Source organism: Helicobacter cynogastricus (genome assembly GCF_900197855.1).
Lineage (GTDB): Bacteria > Campylobacterota > Campylobacteria > Campylobacterales > Helicobacteraceae > Helicobacter > Helicobacter cynogastricus.
In genome coordinates, this window is sequence record NZ_FZMQ01000011.1 from 136,317 (window position 1) to 152,757 (window position 16,441).

The following is a 16,441-nucleotide window of genomic DNA, read 5'->3' on the forward strand; positions in this document are numbered from 1 at the left end:
CGCAAGGAGTCTTTGTGTATACTCACCATATCCCCATCGCCTTAGCCTTCGATCGCAATTATCGCATTCCAGCGGCGGTAGCAATTCGCTCCTTATTAACATGTCTACAACACGCAAAAGAACACCTAAGTTACCCCTAGCTTGAGATGTGGTCTGTGGTTAGAAACTCTTTGTCAAACTATCCTAGATACAGGTTTTCTCAAAAATTTGGCCTATGAGCAACCAAATATCGCAAAACAGCTTGCTCATCAGTACTACTTTTCCAAGAAAAACACCGCTCTAACGCTTATCTTTGTGATTCCTCTTAAATTCTTGTATCAGTATCTAAGGGCCGTCAAAGCACATCTTCTAGCTGGAGGGTTACATGGATTAGCAAAGCGCGTGAAAGTGAAATTATTAAAGATATTTGGTGCGCGCTAGGCGCGCACATTGTTCTTAAAGATGAGTTTTGACTTGATCTAGTAATGCACTAAAAGCGGGCGCATCTGACATTGCCATATCCGCTAAGACTTTGCGATCGAGTTCAATATTTGCGCTTTTCAAGGCGTGCATGAACCTAGAATAACTTGTGTTGTGCATGCGACATGCTGCATTAATACGCACAATCCAAAGACTTCTGAAATCGCGCTTTTTTTGTTTGCGATCTCTAAAGGCATAACACAGACTGCGTTCTAGTTGCTCTTTAGCTTTTCTAAAATGTTTATGCCTACCGCTGTAAAATCCGCGCGCTAGTTTTAAGACTTTTTTATGGCGACGACGGCGCACCACTCCGGTTTTAACTCTCATTACTTTCCTTTACCCTATAGGTGTGATTAAAATCAAACTTTCCCTGTTTGTGTGTGCACGCAAGGGGGATTTACTACGCCCTACACAACATGCTTGCTACAGAGTGCATATTGGTAGAGTGCACATAGTGGGGGCCATTGAGATTGGCTTTTCTTTGGGGGCTTTTTTTAGTCAAAATGTGGCTTTTAAAAGCACTCCCACGCTTGATGAGGTTTTTTTTCACCTTGAAGCGTTTGGCTGCCCCACGATTGGTTTTCATCTTTGGCATACTCTCTCCTTTCTATGAATTTGGTTTTTTTTGAGGTACAAAGAGCCACATCACAAAACGCCCCTCTGTTTTTGGCTCTTTGTCCGCATTAGCAATATCGCTCATCATCGCTCCTACTTTTTCAAGTACAGCAAAGCCAGCTTTGGGATCGTGGCTTTCTCGCCCCCTAAGCACCACTTTGAATTTTACATGCTTGCCCTCTTGGATAAATTCCCTTGCATGCTTAACTTTATAATTAATGTCATTTTGGGCAATCTGCGTGGAGAGCTTGATCTCTTTAATTTCGATCTGCTTTTGTTTTTTTCTAGCTTCTTTTTGCTTTTTTTCAGCTTGGTAACAAAATTTACCATAGTCCATCACCTTACACACAGGTGGTTTTGCTGTGGGCGAGATGAGCACCAAATCTAAACCCTTCCCTCTAGCGATGCGCAACGCCTCATTTGCGGAAATAATTCCATACTGCTCACCCCCATCACCAATACAACGCACCTCTTTATAGGTTATAGACTCATTTAACAAGACTTCTTTGCTCAAAAACTAACCTCTTCCATGTTTTTTTGACACATTTTGATAAACTCCTTTGCATCTAACTCGTATTGCTTCCCTTGCAAGCGGTCCCGAATCGCCAAGCTTTGTTGCTCCACTTCTTTAGCCCCCACCACCACAATTAAAGGCACTCTTTGTTTTTCTAATGTGCGGATGCGTTTGCCAAGCGTTTCATTTTTATCAACAAACTCTGTAAAAATTCCAGCCGTGCTAAGTTGGGCTTGGATGGTTTTTGCATAGGGAGCTTGATCTTCAGAAACAGGTACAAGAGCGACTTGTACAGGCGCAATGAAAAAGGGATAGTTTCCTCCATAATGCTCTGTGAGCACAGCAATAAAGCGTTCAAAAGACCCTAAAATAGCGCGGTGAATCATCACCGGTCTTTCAGATACTCCCTGTTCATTGGTGTAATTTAGATCGAATCGCTCAGGCAAATTCATGTCCACCTGCACCGTGCCACATTGCCATTTGCGCTTGAGTGCATCCGTAATCTTAATATCAATTTTAGGTCCATAAAAGGCTCCCCCACCCTCATCGATCTTAAAAAACACACCCTGTTCTTCTAAGGCTTCTTGAAGGGCTTTTGTTGCTTCCTCCCACACCAAATCACTTCCAATATATTTATCAGGTTTGGTAGAAAGTTCCATTTCATAACTGAACCCAAAGGCTGACATGACTTTTTTGGTGAATTCTAAAATGGCGCGCACCTCATCTTTAATCTGAGAAAAACGACAAAAAATATGCGCGTCATCTTGTGTAAATTCACGCACCCTCAAAAGCCCATGTAAAACTCCGCTTTGCTCATGTCTGTGCACCACGCCGTATTCATAGAAACGCAAGGGTAAATCGCGATAAGAATGCAGGGCATGTTGATAGACCTTAATGTGCCCAACACAATTCATAGGCTTGATACCATATTCAGTTTCATCAATGGTCGTAAAATACATGTTTTCTTTGTAATTGTCATAATGCCCACTGATTTTCCACAAACTACTTTTGAGGATTTCAGGCCCGCGCACGGGCTCGTAGCCGTATTTAAAAAGAGCGGCACTTAAAAGATTCTCGATGCGTTGGCGCAAACGCATACCATTTGGTAGCCAAATAGGCAATCCTGCTCCCACTTCTTCATCAAATCTAAAGAGCCCAAGTTCTTGGCCCAACTTGCGGTGATCGCGTTTCTTAGCTTCTTCGATTTGAAAGAGATAGTCCTTCAAACTTTCTTTTGTCGCAAAGGCAATTCCATAGATGCGCTGGAGCATCTCCTGGCTGGCATCTCCACCTAAATAAGCCCCGGCTAATTTTGTGAGCTTAAAATAACGCAAAAAGGCGGTGTGGGGCAAATGAGGCCCCCGGCACAAATCCTCAAATTCTCCTTGAGTATAAACGCTGAAGTGATCTCCTTCAATTTTGGACATCACTGCATGTTTGAGAGGATCGCCCTCAAAGCGCTTTAAGGCCTCTTGACGATTCATGTGAATCTTAGTGATGGTATGTTTGCGCTTGGCAATTTCTAGCATTCTTGCTTCGATACGCTCTAAATCTTCCTCAGAAATTTTGACACTTGTTTTGAAATCGTAGTAAAAACCTTCTTCTACCACAGGGCCTACAAAAAACTGCGCGTCTGGATAAAGCTGTTTGATTGCTTGAGCCAAAAGGTGCGCACATGAATGTCTTAAGATTTCTAAGGCCTCTGGACTTTCTCCAAAGCTGATTCTCTCACCCTCTATAATTTCTTCCCCACGCAAATAGCCCAATTCCTGCGCACTCTGCACATCGTAAAGTACCCCCGCCTTTTTAATGCCTATCACCTCACCTGACAATCAAATCCTTTTCTAGCATCCACTTGAACCAAAACCACACTGCACCTGCGAATCTACTTTCTCTGCCTGTGGATCTTGCATGGGTTGCAAACACCCCATCAAGCACAACATGCACATAAACCCTAGTAATCTCAGCATGGACTTCCTGAAAAACGCAAAAAATATGCCCGATTTTGCCATATTTAAGTTAAATATTTCTTTATTTTGACTAAGTTTGTTTTAGCGATACTTTTGTTAGAATGGTAACTTTTATTAAGGAAAATCATGGACGAACAAAAGCAAAAAGCCCTAGATTTGGCAATCAAACAAATTGATAAAACCTTTGGAAAGGGTGCGCTCATGCGTTGGGGAGATAAAGAGATCGAGCCCATCGAAGCCACCTCTACAGGTTCTTTAGGCTTGGATATGGCACTAGGCATTGGAGGTGTACCTAGAGGGCGCATCATAGAAATCTATGGACCTGAGTCAAGTGGAAAAACTACGCTGACTTTGCATGTTATTGCTGAAGCGCAGAGGAATGGTGGAGTTTGCGCTTTTATTGATGCCGAACATGCCTTAGATGTGGAGTATGCTAAAAAGTTAGGGGTGGATGTTGACAACCTTTTGATTTCTCAACCAGACACGGGAGAAGAGGCCTTAGAAATCTTAGAAACCTTAGCCAGAAGCGGGGCTGTGGACATTATCACCGTGGATTCTGTGGCTGCGCTCACTCCACGCGCTGAAATTGAAGGGGATATGGGAGATCAACATGTGGGTTTGCAAGCCAGATTGATGAGTCAGGCGTTGCGTAAGATTACGGGGGTTTTGCACAAAATGAATACCACCCTCATTTTCATTAATCAAATCCGCATGAAAATTGGTACAATGGGTTATGGGAGTCCAGAAACCACCACTGGGGGCAATGCTTTAAAATTTTATGCTAGTGTGCGTTTGGATATCCGTCGTATTGCTACCCTCAAACAAAATGATCAATCTATAGGCAATCGCGTCAAGGTTAAGGTAGTCAAAAACAAAGTCGCCCCGCCTTTCAAAGAGGCAGAATTTGATGTGATTTATGGCGAGGGGATTAGTCGTGTTGGAGAGTTGATCGATTATGGGGTGAAACTTGATATTGTAGAAAAAAATGGAGCATGGTTTAGTTACCAAGATAGGAAATTAGGGCAGGGCAAGGAGGCTTCTAGGCTATTGCTCAAGGAAAACCAAGAACTAGCCCTAGAGATTGAGACAAAAATTAAGGAGAAATTGCATTCTTCCCAGAAAGCCTCGCCCCTTTCTTAAAGGATTTCCATGCTTTTAATTCTATGGCGATTGACTTATTTGTATCGCTATGTACTTGTTGGTTTTGTAGGACTTGTAGTTTTAGGGCTTTATATTGGAAGTTTGCTGTTTGGAGATACTTCTTTTGAGGTGCTCAATACTCTCAAAGAAAAACAGGCAAGCTTGCAAACCACCGCGCAGAATCTGCAATATGAAAACGCTAAGTTGCAAAAACAACTCTTTGAGCTCAAAGAGCTTGAACCACATTTAAGTACGCCCTAATGCGCGTTTTATTTCCTTTAATCGTCTTTATGTTTTGCCTACTTGTAGCTAGAGATGATCCCTTTGAGCCAGTCAAAAAAGTAGACAATCACTTAGACATGCTTGAAGAAAATGTGGCTGATTATTTTAAATCCATCAAGTTTACTCTTCCTACCACCGCGCGCGTGCTCACTAAAATCACTATCACTTATCAAGACCTCGATGCCTCTATACACACCAAAGAGATCAATATTGGCCAACGCATCGACTGGCACTATCCCCTTAGGCTCACTCAAGAAAAGGCATTTTTGCAACCTGAGGAAAGTACTTATCAGATCGCCAATTTCAGCTTTTGGATTCGTGAAAACAAGCTTTATTTGCGCACCACTTCCAAAATCCAGCGATCTTTTATTTTGCTTGATCCTTATCGCATTGTGATTGACATCGATCGGGAAGAACCTACGCTAAGAGAAACTCTCAAGATTTACAAAAAACGGGTTAATGAAGTGGTGCTGACAACTCACACAAATTTTTATAGATTTGCCATTGCCCTTGATGGGCGCTATAGTTATAAGATTGCTCAAAAAGATAACTATCTGGTCGTTACCCTCTACTAGAAAAGGAGTAATATGTCAACAACGAAATTTATTTTTATCACTGGGGGTGTGTTAAGCTCTTTGGGTAAGGGTGTAGCCTCCAGTAGCCTTGCCCATTTGCTTAAACTCTGTAATTTTAAGGTGGATATTCTCAAAATCGATCCCTATATTAATATTGATCCAGGAACTCTAAGCCCCTTTGAACATGGAGAGGTCTTTGTTACTGCTGATGGAAGTGAAACAGATCTAGACATTGGGCATTACGAACGCTTTTTAAACAAAGATTTTTCCAAAGAAAATAATTTCACCACCGGGCAGATTTACCTAAGCGTGATTGAAAAGGAACGGCAGGGAAAATATCTAGGCAAAACGATTCAGGTTATTCCACATATCGTAGATGAGATCAAAGAGCGAATCTTAAAACTTGGTGAGGGTAAGGATTTTCTCATTGTGGAGGTGGGGGGCACGGTAGGAGATATTGAGGGGATGGTGTACTTAGAGGCTATTAGAGAGCTCAAAAATACGCTAGGGCGTAAGCAGGTGGCCAATGTGCATGTGAGTCTCATTCCTTTTATTTCCACCAGCCAAGAGCTCAAAAGTAAGCCTACCCAGCATTCTATTATTGAATTGCGCCGCTTGGGAGTGAGCGCACATATCATATTGGCGCGTTGCTCTCAGGCGTTAAGTGATGACATTAAAAAGAAAATCGCCAGTAGTTGCGATGTACCTGTAGAAAATGTCATTCAAGCTAGAGATGTGCCCAGTATCTATGCTTGTCCTTCCGAATATCTCAAAGAGGGTTTGTTAGACGCTATTTTTAGGCATTTTGAGATCAAAGCTAATCCAGATAGCCAAATTCTCCAGCGTTGGGAAGGATTAGTGCATAATATCCTTAATCCCAAACGCACTATCAAAGTTGGTTTTGTGGGTAAATATGTGCATTTGAGCGAATCCTATAAAAGCTACCTAGAAAGTATGGTCTGTGTTGGGGCGCATTTGCAGGTTAAAATAGAAGTGGTGTTTATCAATAGCGAGGAATTAGAAATGCAAGCTGGGGAAAATCCAGCACAATTAAGCACACGCATCGCCACCACTCTTAAAAGTTTAAATTTGGCCGGAATCTTGGTACCCGGAGGCTTTGGATCACGAGGTATTGAAGGGATGATCAATGCTATTACTTATGCTAGAGAAAAAGCCATCCCCTTTTTAGGGGTGTGTTTAGGGGCGCAGTTGATGGTCGTAGAGTTTGCTAGACATGTTTTAGGTTTAAAAGATGCACATTCAAGTGAATTTAATAAGAAAGCCTCCCATAAAGTCGTGGATTTGCTACATAGTCAAGCGTACACAACACACAAGGGATCGAGTATGCGCTTGGGCACACACGCCATTTCTCTCCAAAAAGATTCCCTAATTGCTAAAGCTTATGGCAAGCTGGAGGTCTTAGAACGCCACCGCCACCGCTACACCATCAACCCGGATTATTTGGATTCCTATGTGCAAAATGGCCTAGAGGTGGTGGGAAATAGCGTGGATGGCACAGATCACATTGTGGAAGCTTTAGCCTTAAGAACGCACCCCTTTTTCTTAGGTGTGCAGTACCATCCTGAATTTACCTCTAGGCCTCTAGCTCCCAATGCGCTCTTTGTTGCTTTTATCCAAGCCTGTCTTAATGCCCTTTGTCCAACAAATCTTTGAAGTTAGCACTCCTACGCCTGCATGGCGTTTTGTCGCGCAGGTATTAAACTGCACTCCTGCACGCGCCCAAAGCCATATTGATCGTGGGCGTTTGCGCACTCTTGAGGGTGCGCGTGTACGCAAATCTGCGCATATAGTCGGTCAAGTCGCTCTTTTATACTTTAAAGCCCTAGAGTCTGCAAAATTGCATCCCACCTTTAGTAGCCCTTATTTTGACATTTACTATAAACCTAAAAATCTCTACTCTCACCCTAAAAATTACAATAGCCATAGCCTCTATGAAAGCGTGCATGCGCACAATCCTGAGGCTAGATTGATTCATCGTCTTGACTATGAAACCAGCGGATTGGTGATGGTGAGCACACAGAAGCGTTATGAAAATGTGTTAAGGGAGCTCTTTAGCGCGCGTCAAATTTGTAAAACTTATGAGGCGTGGGTGCAGGGGGATGTGCGTGCTTATGCACAAGGTGCTTTTAGTGTGGTTTTAAAGATTTTAGAACCCAAGATCAAGCACGCGGATTTAGCTATTCGTTGCCAAATTGCCAAAGAGGGTAAACCTAGCGCGACCACTATAGAAATTTTAGACTTTTGTCCCCACTCTCAGCGCACGCGCCTTAAAATCACCCCCCTAACCGGGCGCACTCACCAAATCCGCTTGCATCTGAGTGCGCTAGGCTTTCCCATTGTGGGCGAACCGCTTTACACAGACGACGCGCACGCACGCGCCTATTTAGATGCCAAAAAAGCAGATTTTCAAGGTAACCTTAAGTCTTTGCAAACCGAACTTGCCCTAGAGGCCACAGGATTAGAATTTAGTCTTTTTGGGTTGAGGTATGGGATTAGTGCCTCAATCTCCAAAGCTCTTTGTTGCCTTAATCGGCGCACTTTTTTAGAAGGCAAGTAGAGGATTGTTGATCATTTATTAAAATTAAGAAGGCTGGTATTCAATGAGTTCTTCTAGGATTTCATTTTGGCAAATTATCTTTACAACGAAGGATTATTGTGGAAAAAACGACATGGAATCAAGAGCAAAAACGGGTGTTTCGTGGGATGTTGCAAGAATTTGTGAATTTGGTAGATGAAGCGGTGAGAGAATGGAAGGTAAAAGGGGAAACCCCAGCTCCAATAGCTCCAAAGGGCGCATGTAACGCGCTTCAAAAAAGAATCAATGCTTTTTTAGAAAGGTGGGGCTATGTATGTACTATAAGTCCGGGTTTTGGAAACCTAGCTAATGTGCCCGCAATTGCTTTTTTCAGACAAGATATTTTGGGGAAGGGATTTATTAACTCTGAAAAGGCAACTCCTAGAAAAGGTTTTTATATTTGGTTTGAGTATTCACGCAGGGCGCAGCCTAAAATTTTTGACCTTTACATAGGGCGCGCTAATGATGGTTTGGAAGCATGTAAGCAATGTATCGCTTATAAAAAATTGTTTAGCAGTGAGGGTTATCTTCTTTATGGGTACGAAAACTGCAGTTTAGACATAGCTATGGGAGAAATTGCGGATTACTTTATAGATTTAATGGCTGTGTTCAGCGCAATTCCACAAGATGATTTTAGGGTTACAGGTCGCCCTAAAACTGCTCCAAAAGAAATGACAAATAGAAAAGTACCACTAGCACCAGCGGTTGAAAAAATGCCCACGATAAAAGAAAACACGCACATAAAGCAACAAGCATCTTCTACGCTAGAAATTTACGAAGAGTATAAAAGTTACGGGGAACGCGCCCTACACCCTCTCTTGACTTATTTTGCATTTCACAAAATGGGACTGCGTACTAAGACTATTTATCATGAGAAGAGTCAAAAAGGCGAAAAACACATCCATGAATGGTCACATCCAGATATGGTTGGCGTGTCTTTTGGTCGCAAAAGCTCCAATATTTTGGAGAGTTTTAATAAACCACCCATTAAGATAGTTTCTTTTGAGCTTAAAAGAGAAATTAGTCGCCATAATTGCAAGGATTACTTTTCTCAAGCCTTTCATAACAGCTCTTGGGCAAATGAAGGCTATTTGGTGGCTGAAAAAATTGATCAAAATGATACAGAGTTAATGAACTTACTTGAACGCCTAGCTTGTCGCTTTGGAATTGGAGTCATATTGTTTAACTTGCAAGACATTAGTAGTAGTAACATACTCCATGAAGCTGAAACTAAAGAAAACTTGAAATTGGAGCGTTCTTTAGCCGCAGAGTTGTATGATATAAGTCCAGATTTTAAAAGTTTTCTTGAAACAATCGAAGCCTTTAAACAAAATCCAGATTCTCTTGATTTGAGTGCTTTTGATCCACTATTGGAAAAACAAGAATTAGAAAGCCATATCAGAGATGAAATTTTAAAAACATAAGATTTTACAGGTGAGCTTGGGAATGTCTCCCCCTTTTTATGGGTGTAGAAAGCAAGCCATTTAGCCCTTAAGCAAGCAGGATTTTATTAAAGGCATTTTAAATCTAATGCTTTATAATAGCCACTTTTAACAAAAAAGGGAGTTGCATGAAAGTTTTGCTACTAAAAGATGTGAAAAATTTGGGCAAAGCAGGGGATGTGTGCGAGGTGAAAGATGGTTATGGTCAAAATTTTCTTTTAGCTAAAAATTTAGCCCAACTTGCCACTTCAGCTGCTATCAACCACTACAAGGCTAATCAGAAAAAACGCGCAGAGTTAGAAGCCCAAGAACTCGCCCACAAACAAGAGATTGCCAAAAAGTTAGAGAGCATTACTCTACAAATCGTTAAAAAAGTGGGGGCAAATGGGGCGTTGTTTGGATCGATCACCAAAGAAGAAGTTGTCGAAGCCCTGCGCGCGCAACATTCTTTAGAGATAGATAAAAAAACACTCGAGCTAAAAACCCCTATCAAGAGCACCGGGATTTATGAAATCGAAGTCAAACTAGGGTCTGGGGTGCATGGCGTGTTAAAAATTGATGTGGTGGCTGAGTAATAGATGTTCCATGCAACTACAATTTTAGGCTATAAAACGCATTTTGAGGGCAAGGATTACGCCATCATCGGGGGCGATGGGCAAGTGAGTTTTGGGAATTGTGTCCTCAAGGGCAACGCGACCAAGATTCGCACCCTCTATCACGGACAAATTTTAAGCGGATTTGCTGGAAGCACTGCGGACGCTTTTAGTCTCTTTGATATGTTTGAGCGCATTTTGGAGGGCAAAAAAGGGGATTTATTTAAAAGTGTGGTGGATTTTAGCAAGGAATGGCGCAGAGATAAATTTTTGCGCCGTTTAGAGGCGATGATGATTGTCCTCAACAAGCAATCCATCTTTATTTTGAGTGGAACGGGGGATGTGGTCGAACCTGAGGATGGTAAGATTGCCGCTATTGGGAGTGGGGGCAATTACGCGCTGAGTGCAGCGCGCGCGCTAGATCAATTCGCCAAACTGCCCCCTAAAACTTTAGTAGAAGAGTCGCTCAAAATTGCCGGAGAAATCTGCATTTACACCAACACCAACATTAAAATCTTGGAATTACCATGAAATTAGAGATGACTCCCCAAGAGATTGTAGATTATTTGGACGATTATATTATCGAACAAAAAGACGCTAAGAAAATGATCGCCATTGCTTTGCGCAACCGCTGGCGCAGGTTACAACTGCCCAAAGAGTTGCAAGAAGAGGTAACCCCTAAGAATATTTTAATGATCGGCTCAACGGGGGTGGGCAAGACAGAGATCGCACGGCGCATGGCCAAGATGATGGGCTTACCCTTTATCAAAGTGGAGGCAAGCAAGTATACTGAAGTGGGTTTTGTGGGGCGCGATGTGGAGTCTATGGTGCGCGATTTGGTCGCCACGAGCATTAATTTAGTGGAGAACGAACACAAGGAAAGAAATAGAGGAAAGATCGAAGAGCTTATTGTGGAACGCATTGCTAAAAAGTTGCTCCCGGCTTTGCCTAATGGGGTGAGTGAGACCAAAAAGGAGGAATACGCCTCCAATTTTGAAAAAACCAAAGAGAAGATCAAGAGCGGGGCTTTAGATCATGTGCAAATTGAGATCGAGTTGCGTAAAAAGCATTTAGAGGGAGACTTTAACGTGCCTCCTGAAATTATTAAAGTGCAAGAGAGTCTGATTAAAGTCTTAAATCGTGAGGGGGAGAAAGTCAGCAAAGAGATGAGTATCAAGGAGGCGAAGGAAGCTCTGCGCCATGATGTTTCCCAAACGATTTTGGATATGGAACGCGTGCAGGCTGAGGGCGTGGAGCGCGCCATGCAATCTGGGGTGATCTTTATTGATGAAATTGACAAGATCGCTGTTGGTGTCAAAGAGGGAAGCCGCCAAGACCCCAGCAAGGAGGGCGTGCAACGCGATCTTTTACCCATTGTAGAGGGGAGTGTGATCAATACCAAATATGGCCCTGTGGCCACTGATCATATTTTATTCATTGCAGCGGGCGCATTCCAATTAAGCAAGCCTAGCGATCTCATTCCTGAACTACAGGGGCGTTTCCCCTTGCGGGTGGAATTAGAAAGTCTCTCTGAGGAGATCATGTTTGCTATTCTCACACGCACTAAAAGCTCGATCATCAGACAATATCAAGCTCTCTTATCTGTGGAGGGCGTAGAACTTGTCTTTGACCCGGAGGCTCTTAGAGAGCTAGCTAGACTTTCTTATTTGGCCAATCAAAATGCCGAAGATATTGGTGCGCGCCGTTTACACACCACTATTGAAAAGGTCTTAGAAGATTTGAGCTTCAATGCGTCTAGCTACAAGGGGCAACAAGTGTTGATCACAAAAGAAAATGTTGCTAAGAAGCTAGAAAATCTTGTGGATAATGTGGATCGCGCCCGTTTTATTTTATGAGCAAAGCCGGTTTTATTGCCCTCATTGGTCGCCCCAATGCGGGTAAGAGCACTTTGTTAAATGCGTTGGTGAATGAACACTTAGCTTTAACTTCGCACAAAGCGCACGCCACACGCAAGGCTCTTAAAGCCATTGTGCCTTATACAGATTCTCAAGGAAATGCCTGCCAAATGGTGTTTGTAGACACTCCTGGAATCGCTTCGCCCAAAAAACTTCTAGAGCAAGCCATGCAAGAGGAGAGTATGCGGGCTTTGCAAGATTGCGATTTGGTGCTTTTCTTAGCAAGCGTGCATGATGACTTAAGAGATTATGAGAACTTTTTAAGTTATGCTAGCACAAAACCCCACATTCTAGCTCTCAATAAGATCGACACCCTCACTCATGCAGATCTGCTCGCCAAGATCGCGCCCTATCAGGCTTATAGCGATAAATTCCATGCCTTAGTGCCCTTGAGCGCGAGCAAATATAAAAACATAGACATTTTATTAGCCAATGTGGCAGAACTCTTGCCCGAATCTCCCTTTTACTACGATCCCCAAAGTTTAAGCGATGCGCAAATAAAAGAGATTTATGCAGAGATGATCCGCGAACAACTTTTTGTGTATTTGAGTGAGGAGATTCCCTATGCGAGCGCGGTTGTATTGACGCATTTTAAGGAGGAGGACAAACTCGATCGCATCAAAGCACAAATTGTTGTGGAAAAAGAAAGTCAAAAAAAGATGATCATTGGCAAGGAGGGGAATGTTATTAAAAAAATTGGGCGTGCAGCCCGCTTACAGATGGAATCTTTGGGGGACAAAAAAGTTTTTTTGCAATTGGAGGTTGTGGTGTGTAAAAATTGGAGTAGGGAAAGAGAGGGGTTAAAAAAAATGGGTTATGTGGTAGAATAGGGACATTTTTTAATTTTATAGGGGTATTTATGTTAGAAAGGGTTTTATGGGCAAGGGTTTTGTTAGTTGCATTTCTTTGCGCTGTGGGTCTGCGCGCAGACACCTTGATGGGCTTTGTTAAGGCCTATCATAAAAAAGGGATCGCCTCTATCGAACGGCTCTTGCAATCCTATTTGACCCAAAAAGAGTTTTGGGAAGATGTGCTAGAAAAACATGACATCAGCTATGGCTACTATGAAGATCTTGATTACCTTTTTGTCATCAATAAGGCCGATCCAAAATTAACTCTATATGCTTTGCAGGGCGAAAAGATTGTTAAGGTCAATGAGAGCACCGCCTTAGTAGGCTCTAAAGCGGGAGAGAAAATTACAGAAGGGGATAAGGCCACGCCTATTGGGGTTTATCAGATTCTAAAAAAACTCACAGGTTTAAATGCCTACTATGGACCTTTTGCCCTAGAAACTAATTACCCTAATCCTTTTGATGTGGCGCGTAAGCGAAGCGGACATGGTATTTGGATTCATGGGCTGCCTTTAGATGGCAAGCGCGATGAGCTCAACACCAAAGGTTGCATTGCCATACAAAACCCCATTTTAAAAGATTATGGCACACGCCTCAAGGATAAAAAAACCTTGCTCATTGTTTATGAGGGAGAGTTTAAATACGCAACTCAAGATGAGTTAGCGACCTTGCTTAGCTCCCTTTATACATGGCGCAGTGCATGGGCGAAAAATGACCTTGTGAGCTACATGAGTTTTTATGCTCCAGATTTCAAGCACGCCAATGGTATGGATTATAAGACTTATGAAAAATTTAAAACCCATGTTTTTGGTAAAAATGAGGATAAAACTATCCGCTTCTCTAAAGTCAATATCACTCCTTACCCCAATAACGACCATAAGCGCATCTTCCGTATTGCTTTTGATCAAGACTACGATGCCTACAAGAATAAAAAACTTGTCTATTCCTCTCATGGGACTAAAGTCCTTTTTGTGGCACTTGAAAAGGGTAAAATGCAGATTTTGGTTGAAAAATAGAGTATAATTTCAAGTTGGGGGAAATTTATTACAGAAGGGCGTTTATGCATCCAAAGCTGTTGTTGACGGGTATTGGTGTGGCTTTGTTGGTGAGTGGATGTGCGCCACCGGTGAAAAAAGTAATGGCAGCAAAGTTCGATCGCAATGTCAACTATTCTGTGCAATTTAGTAGTAATGATTTTAAAATAGGTGGCGTAGTTAGTGCAGAAATGCCCTACAATCCTGCTAATCCTAATCTGACTGAATTATTGCTCAGCAAAGCGATTAGGGCTTGCAAATGCGATACACTTCTTTTGCCAAGATATGAAGTTGTGCGTCAAGGTTCCAAAGAGCCTGTACTCAGAGTTACTGGCAGAGCGGCAACTTTTAAAGAAAAATAGTTCTGTAGTCTGCCTGCCCTGCCTTACAGGCGGGGCAAAACTCTCAAGCTTTCTTAAATAAAATCAATTCATAAGAGGTCTTTTCAAGACGCTTTACTTCGGGCTTTGTGGGGACATTTGTTTGCAAATGAGTTTGAAGCTCCTCATTTAAGCGATCTAATTCATCTAGGCGATCTTTAAGACGCAAAATAATATCTACTCCGGCCAAATTCACACCCATATCGCGCGTGAGACGCAAGATTGTCTTGATTTTGTCCACATCTCTTTGTGAGTAGAGGCGCATTTTGCCATCCGTGCGCTTGGGCTCTACTAGACCTTCTTTTTCATATTGGCGCAAAGTTTGGGGGTGCACTCCTAAAATCTTAGCCACCACGCTAATTAAATACAGCGGCGCATCATAATCTAGCATGGGCGATCCTTTAGGGGAGTTGCTGTAAAGCCTGTTTGACCTCTATGCTCATGTGATCGGTGTGAGGCAAGATCACATTGGCGTTTAAATATAAATCTCCTATCTGTCCGCTCTTGCGGTTTTTAACCCCGAGTTCTTTGAGGCGGAATTTTTGGGCGTTTTTAGTATTGGGGGGAATTTTCAAAGACACATCTTTATAGAGGGTCTGAACATCTACTTTACCCCCAAACAACGCCGTCTTTAAAGGCACATCAAAGTTTTTAATCAGGTCGTCCCCTTTCCTAGTGTATTCTGTGTCTTCTAGCACATGCACTTTTAAAAGCGCGTCCCCGCGCATGCCCGCTTGTTGGTGTCCTTTGCCCCGCGCGCGCAACACCTCGCCCTCTTTCACACCCGCAGGAATTTTGATCTCAAAACTCTCATTGGCAGAAACTTGTATCTTGCGTTGCGTGCCTAGCACTGCCTCTTTCAAATTGATTTGCAAATCAATTTGAATATCTAGCATTTCTCGATTAAAACCAAAACCCGCACTCCTAAAACCCGTATTAAAACCTCCAAAACCTCCCCCAAAAATTTGGGATATAATGTCATCAAAATTGGCATTCCTCCCTTGTGTGCGGGCAAAATCGCTAAAATTCTGCCCCCCAAACATGCTATCTCCAAATTGATCGTATTGGGCGCGTTTTTGGTTATCACTCAAGATTTCATAGGCGGCGTTGATCTCTTTAAACTTCTCTTCGGCTTCCTTGCCCTTGTTGAGATCGGGGTGGTATTTGCGCGCCAATTTGCGATAGGATCGCTTGATTTCTTCAGGACTGGCGTTTTCGCTGACTTCTAAAGTTTGGTAGAGACTCTTTCCCATTGTGATCCTTTTTTTAAAAATTTAGAATCATTATAGCATAAAACTTTAGTCTTATACTATCAATTTTATTTAGTGTCTAAAAATTCTGTATAGCCCTGTTGGCGCAGTTGGCATGCAGGACAAACCCCGCACCCATAACCAAACTTATGGCGACTCTCTCGCACTCCCTCATAGCATGTATGGGTGTGCTCTAAGATCAGCTCTAACCCCCCCAAAGCGTGAGCGAGCTGAAACTCTTGGGCTTTGCTAGCAAACATCAAGGGAGCTAGCAAACTGATCCCCTCTTGTGTGCCAAAAGCCCCCAAATTCAAGCTAATTTGCAAACTTTCTATAAAATTCTGCCGACAATCAAAATACCCGCTATAATCCTGCATAGATACCCCTAGCAACACCGCTTGCGCGCCCAAATTAAAAGCGTAGGCGTGCGCTAGCGTGGTAAAAAGCGCGTTGCGATCGGGCACAAAAGAGCTAGGCAGGTCTTGAGCTTGGGGGTGGGGTGTGTTGAGCGCATGGGAAGTGTGGGCAAAAAGGGCAGAAGTGCTGATTTCTTGTAAACAAGGTAAACTTAGCACTTTATAGGGCAACTCTAGCATGCGCGCGATTTTGCGCGCTTGGGCGAGTTCGATGGCGTGTTTTTGATCGTAATTAAAGCCCAATAAATAAACTTGTTCAAAAACGCGTTTTGCCCAAAGGGCTAGAGTGGTGCTATCCTGCCCCCCGCTAAAGCAGATCACACAGGTGTGTGTTTTAAAATCTTGAATGGCGAGCATTTTTGCTAGATCAAAGGGATGAAACATGATTGACCTTTTAGAATCATTATA

At 42.7% G+C, this 16,441-nt stretch carries 20 protein-coding genes; 13 read left to right on the forward strand and 7 right to left on the reverse strand.

Going from position 1 to position 16,441, the window contains the following annotated elements:
- Nucleotides 1-14: 14 nt before the first annotated feature.
- Nucleotides 15-140 carry a hypothetical protein gene (locus C6H00_RS08985; protein ID WP_267891999.1) on the forward strand — a complete coding sequence of 42 codons (126 nt, stop codon included), beginning with the start codon at nucleotides 15-17 and terminating at the stop codon, nucleotides 138-140.
- Nucleotides 141-435: 295 nt separating this feature from the next.
- Here C6H00_RS08985 and rplT read toward each other — a convergent pair whose 3' ends face one another.
- The 4 genes from rplT to thrS all read right to left on the reverse strand — a co-directional run bounded on the left by rplT (nucleotide 436) and on the right by thrS (nucleotide 3,420).
- Nucleotides 436-786, reverse strand: a complete 351-nt coding sequence (gene rplT, locus C6H00_RS05785; protein WP_104750058.1) for a 50S ribosomal protein L20 — start codon at nucleotides 784-786, stop codon at nucleotides 436-438.
- A gap of 73 nt (nucleotides 787-859) precedes the next feature.
- Nucleotides 860-1,054, reverse strand: coding sequence for a 50S ribosomal protein L35 (gene rpmI, locus C6H00_RS05790; protein WP_104750059.1), 195 nt, complete (start codon nucleotides 1,052-1,054; stop codon nucleotides 860-862).
- 12 nt (nucleotides 1,055-1,066) lie between these two features.
- Complete coding sequence (gene infC / locus C6H00_RS05795) at nucleotides 1,067-1,588, reverse strand: translation initiation factor IF-3 (protein WP_104750060.1); 522 nt, start codon at nucleotides 1,586-1,588, stop codon at nucleotides 1,067-1,069.
- Nucleotides 1,585-3,420, reverse strand: a complete 1,836-nt coding sequence (gene thrS, locus C6H00_RS05800; RefSeq protein ID WP_104750061.1) for a threonine--tRNA ligase — start codon at nucleotides 3,418-3,420, stop codon at nucleotides 1,585-1,587. Before thrS ends, infC begins: the two co-directional genes overlap by 4 nt.
- A gap of 264 nt (nucleotides 3,421-3,684) precedes the next feature.
- On the opposite strand from thrS, the gene recA reads away from it, so the two are divergent.
- From recA to C6H00_RS05860, 12 genes are all read left to right on the forward strand, one after another.
- A complete protein-coding gene (recA, locus tag C6H00_RS05805) occupies nucleotides 3,685-4,698 on the forward strand; it encodes a recombinase RecA (RefSeq protein ID WP_104750062.1) in 1,014 nt (337 codons plus the stop codon).
- A 9-nt stretch (nucleotides 4,699-4,707) separates the two neighbouring features.
- Nucleotides 4,708-4,959, forward strand: coding sequence for a hypothetical protein (locus C6H00_RS05810; RefSeq protein ID WP_104750063.1), 252 nt, complete (start codon nucleotides 4,708-4,710; stop codon nucleotides 4,957-4,959).
- Nucleotides 4,959-5,555, forward strand: a complete 597-nt coding sequence (locus C6H00_RS05815; RefSeq protein WP_104750064.1) for an AMIN domain-containing protein — start codon at nucleotides 4,959-4,961, stop codon at nucleotides 5,553-5,555. Before C6H00_RS05810 ends, C6H00_RS05815 begins: the two co-directional genes overlap by 1 nt.
- A gap of 12 nt (nucleotides 5,556-5,567) precedes the next feature.
- Nucleotides 5,568-7,229 carry a glutamine hydrolyzing CTP synthase gene (gene pyrG, locus C6H00_RS05820; protein ID WP_104750065.1) on the forward strand — a complete coding sequence of 554 codons (1,662 nt, stop codon included), beginning with the start codon at nucleotides 5,568-5,570 and terminating at the stop codon, nucleotides 7,227-7,229.
- On the forward strand, nucleotides 7,204-8,133 hold the full coding sequence (locus C6H00_RS05825; protein ID WP_104750066.1) for a pseudouridine synthase family protein: 930 nt from the start codon (nucleotides 7,204-7,206) through the stop codon (nucleotides 8,131-8,133). The genes pyrG and C6H00_RS05825 overlap by 26 nt, the downstream gene beginning before the upstream one ends.
- 149 nt (nucleotides 8,134-8,282) lie before the next feature.
- Entirely contained in the window at nucleotides 8,283-9,575 is a 1,293-nt protein-coding gene (locus C6H00_RS05830; protein WP_233704447.1) for a hypothetical protein, read from the forward strand.
- A gap of 146 nt (nucleotides 9,576-9,721) precedes the next feature.
- Nucleotides 9,722-10,168, forward strand: coding sequence for a 50S ribosomal protein L9 (gene rplI, locus C6H00_RS05835; RefSeq protein ID WP_104682599.1), 447 nt, complete (start codon nucleotides 9,722-9,724; stop codon nucleotides 10,166-10,168).
- A 3-nt stretch (nucleotides 10,169-10,171) separates the two neighbouring features.
- Nucleotides 10,172-10,717, forward strand: coding sequence for an ATP-dependent protease subunit HslV (hslV, locus tag C6H00_RS05840; protein ID WP_104578438.1), 546 nt, complete (start codon nucleotides 10,172-10,174; stop codon nucleotides 10,715-10,717).
- Nucleotides 10,718-10,725: 8 nt separating this feature from the next.
- Nucleotides 10,726-12,042 carry an HslU--HslV peptidase ATPase subunit gene (gene hslU / locus C6H00_RS05845; protein ID WP_324728626.1) on the forward strand — a complete coding sequence of 439 codons (1,317 nt, stop codon included), beginning with the start codon at nucleotides 10,726-10,728 and terminating at the stop codon, nucleotides 12,040-12,042.
- Complete coding sequence (gene era / locus C6H00_RS05850; RefSeq protein WP_104750069.1) at nucleotides 12,039-12,932, forward strand: GTPase Era; 894 nt, start codon at nucleotides 12,039-12,041, stop codon at nucleotides 12,930-12,932. The genes hslU and era overlap by 4 nt, the downstream gene beginning before the upstream one ends.
- Before the next feature lie 29 nt (nucleotides 12,933-12,961).
- Nucleotides 12,962-13,969 (forward strand): L,D-transpeptidase family protein, encoded by a 1,008-nt coding sequence (locus C6H00_RS05855; RefSeq protein ID WP_199769199.1) that lies wholly within the window; start codon nucleotides 12,962-12,964, stop codon nucleotides 13,967-13,969.
- Nucleotides 13,970-13,983: 14 nt separating this feature from the next.
- A complete protein-coding gene (locus C6H00_RS05860; RefSeq protein WP_233704448.1) occupies nucleotides 13,984-14,349 on the forward strand; it encodes a hypothetical protein in 366 nt (121 codons plus the stop codon).
- A 43-nt stretch (nucleotides 14,350-14,392) separates the two neighbouring features.
- Here C6H00_RS05860 and C6H00_RS05865 read toward each other — a convergent pair whose 3' ends face one another.
- The 3 genes from C6H00_RS05865 to queC form a co-directional block, all read right to left on the reverse strand.
- Nucleotides 14,393-14,758: a heat shock protein transcriptional repressor HspR gene (locus C6H00_RS05865; RefSeq protein ID WP_013469339.1), complete on the reverse strand. Its 366-nt coding sequence runs from the start codon at nucleotides 14,756-14,758 to the stop codon at nucleotides 14,393-14,395.
- Between the two features lie 10 nt (nucleotides 14,759-14,768).
- Nucleotides 14,769-15,620: a DnaJ C-terminal domain-containing protein gene (locus C6H00_RS05870; RefSeq protein WP_104750071.1), complete on the reverse strand. Its 852-nt coding sequence runs from the start codon at nucleotides 15,618-15,620 to the stop codon at nucleotides 14,769-14,771.
- A gap of 65 nt (nucleotides 15,621-15,685) precedes the next feature.
- Nucleotides 15,686-16,417: a 7-cyano-7-deazaguanine synthase QueC gene (gene queC, locus C6H00_RS05875; RefSeq protein ID WP_104750072.1), complete on the reverse strand. Its 732-nt coding sequence runs from the start codon at nucleotides 16,415-16,417 to the stop codon at nucleotides 15,686-15,688.
- Nucleotides 16,418-16,441 lie beyond the last annotated feature (24 nt).

Coding starts and splice junctions, on each gene's coding strand:
- rplT (WP_104750058.1), bottom strand. CDS start 786: ATGAGAGTTAAAACCGGAGTGGTGCGCCGTCGTCGCCATAAAAAAGTC.
- era (WP_104750069.1), top strand. CDS start 12,039: ATGAGCAAAGCCGGTTTTATTGCCCTCATTGGTCGCCCCAATGCGGGT.
- C6H00_RS05855 (WP_199769199.1), top strand. CDS start 12,962: ATGTTAGAAAGGGTTTTATGGGCAAGGGTTTTGTTAGTTGCATTTCTT.
- rpmI (WP_104750059.1), bottom strand. CDS start 1,054: ATGCCAAAGATGAAAACCAATCGTGGGGCAGCCAAACGCTTCAAGGTG.
- hslU (WP_324728626.1), top strand. CDS start 10,726: ATGACTCCCCAAGAGATTGTAGATTATTTGGACGATTATATTATCGAA.
- C6H00_RS05825 (WP_104750066.1), top strand. CDS start 7,204: ATGCCCTTTGTCCAACAAATCTTTGAAGTTAGCACTCCTACGCCTGCA.
- recA (WP_104750062.1), top strand. CDS start 3,685: ATGGACGAACAAAAGCAAAAAGCCCTAGATTTGGCAATCAAACAAATT.
- C6H00_RS05815 (WP_104750064.1), top strand. CDS start 4,959: ATGCGCGTTTTATTTCCTTTAATCGTCTTTATGTTTTGCCTACTTGTA.
- queC (WP_104750072.1), bottom strand. CDS start 16,417: ATGTTTCATCCCTTTGATCTAGCAAAAATGCTCGCCATTCAAGATTTT.
- hslV (WP_104578438.1), top strand. CDS start 10,172: ATGTTCCATGCAACTACAATTTTAGGCTATAAAACGCATTTTGAGGGC.
- rplI (WP_104682599.1), top strand. CDS start 9,722: ATGAAAGTTTTGCTACTAAAAGATGTGAAAAATTTGGGCAAAGCAGGG.
- C6H00_RS05870 (WP_104750071.1), bottom strand. CDS start 15,620: ATGGGAAAGAGTCTCTACCAAACTTTAGAAGTCAGCGAAAACGCCAGT.
- C6H00_RS05810 (WP_104750063.1), top strand. CDS start 4,708: ATGCTTTTAATTCTATGGCGATTGACTTATTTGTATCGCTATGTACTT.
- pyrG (WP_104750065.1), top strand. CDS start 5,568: ATGTCAACAACGAAATTTATTTTTATCACTGGGGGTGTGTTAAGCTCT.
- C6H00_RS05865 (WP_013469339.1), bottom strand. CDS start 14,758: ATGCTAGATTATGATGCGCCGCTGTATTTAATTAGCGTGGTGGCTAAG.